The sequence below is a fragment of the Micromonospora sp. NPDC049799 genome, assembly GCF_040656655.1.
Lineage (GTDB): Bacteria > Actinomycetota > Actinomycetes > Mycobacteriales > Micromonosporaceae > Micromonospora.
Genome location: NZ_JBFAMU010000845.1, coordinates 1 through 1,352, shown reverse-complemented (window position 1 = coordinate 1,352; position 1,352 = coordinate 1). Strand labels below are relative to the sequence as shown.

The 1,352-nt window shown below is 74.7% G+C and carries 2 protein-coding genes and 1 pseudogene; 1 reads left to right on the top strand and 2 read right to left on the bottom strand.

Annotated elements, in window-relative coordinates; genetic code table 11:
- Positions 1–241, bottom strand: a 241-nt coding sequence (locus AB0I76_RS30005) for an Ada metal-binding domain-containing protein (RefSeq protein WP_357042524.1), incomplete at its 3' end; no start/stop codon positions are given.
- Between the two features lie 210 nt (positions 242–451).
- Here AB0I76_RS30005 and AB0I76_RS30000 point away from each other — a divergent pair.
- A complete protein-coding gene (locus tag AB0I76_RS30000; protein ID WP_357042521.1) occupies positions 452–934 on the top strand; it encodes a hypothetical protein in 483 nt (160 codons plus the stop codon).
- 89 nt (positions 935–1,023) lie between these two features.
- Here the strand turns inward: AB0I76_RS30000 and AB0I76_RS29995 are convergent.
- Positions 1,024–1,329: pseudogene (locus tag AB0I76_RS29995) on the bottom strand (EamA family transporter); the annotation flags it as partial.
- Positions 1,330–1,352 lie beyond the last annotated feature (23 nt).

Here is a 1,352-nt window from a genome sequence, read left to right as displayed (position 1 = left end):
AGGCCGAGCAGCGCGGGTGGCTGCGCATGGTGGGTCCGCAGCGGCGGCAGGCGCGCAGCCCGGCGCCCTGCGCGGCGGCGGCCGAGGGAAAGAACCGGACGTTCTGCCGTTTCGGCGTCATCGCCGGACAGGACGGCCGGCAGTAGATCCCGGTCGACGTCACGCCCGTGTAGAACCACCCGTCGAACCGCTGGTCACGGCTGTCGACGGCCCGGTAGCACCGCTCGAAGTCCAACTCCACGACACCGATGATGCCCCGCAGCTCAGCCGCCTGGCTCGCGGAAATCGGACACGGCCGTGGCGGTGCAAGGAAGGGCCCCTTCTTAACGCCTCCGGTAGAGGAGGGGCCCCCGCTTAACAACCACCGCTCCGGGCCGGACCGGCTGCCGGTGCGGAAAGTGTCGGTTGTGGTCGGTACCGTCCGGCCACCAACTCAAGAAGGGGTGCGGCGATGGCGAGCGTTGCGGGTCGGGGAGCGGCGTCGACACGGGACGAGCTGCCCCCGCTGGATCCCGCCGTGGTGCAAAGCTTCTACGACCGGATGCGGGCGGTCGCCCCGGCCGCCGTGGGCGCGCTGGAGCGGGACCGGGCCGGTGACCCGGGGTGGGCGTTCGGCGACACCGCCTGTGGCCGGCTGGTCCGCTCGCTGGACACCGAAGGGCTGCGCGCGCTCGGCATGTGGGTGCACCACTGGTGCATGCGCTTCTACGACGACGACACCCGGGTCGCACTGCGACTGGTCCGCGAGATCGCCGGCCGGTCCGGCCTCGGCTGGACGGCCGACGAGGTGCGCTGGATGCTGCGGGAGTCCCACGCGGCCGGCCCGGCCGCCGACGGCCGCTTCACCCTGCCGCTGGCCGCCGCGGGCGAGCTGGCTCCCGGCGCCCTGCGGGTCGAGCCGGTCGTCCCGCGCCAGTCAGGGCCGCGAGACTGACCCGGCCCACGGGTGGACACCTGGCCGGCGACCGTCGCCGTGACGGCCAGCGCGAAGCCGGCCACCTGCCAGCTGCTCATGGCCTGGCCGAGGGCGACCCACCCGAGCGCTGCGGCGGTCAACGGGCTGAGGGCGCCCAGCAGTGACACCTGGGTGACCGGCAGCCGCGCCGCACCCCGGAACCAGAGCGCGTACGCCAGGGCGGTGCCGGCCAGCGTCAACCACGCGTACCCGAGCAGTGCCGGGGTGTCCGGCATCGGTGGCGGCCCTTCGGCGGCCAGGGCGAGCGGCGTGATCATCAGCCCTCCGGCGGTGAGCTGCCAGCCCGTCGCGGTGAGCGTGCCGACACCCGGTGGACGCCCCCAGCGGCGGGTCAGCACCAGGCCGGCGCCCATGGCGGCGGTCGCGGCGAGCCCGG

Excerpts from the sequence above, each read along its gene's own strand:
- AB0I76_RS30000 (WP_357042521.1), top strand. The coding sequence starts at position 452 with ATGGCGAGCGTTGCGGGTCGGGGAGCGGCGTCGACACGGGACGAGCTG.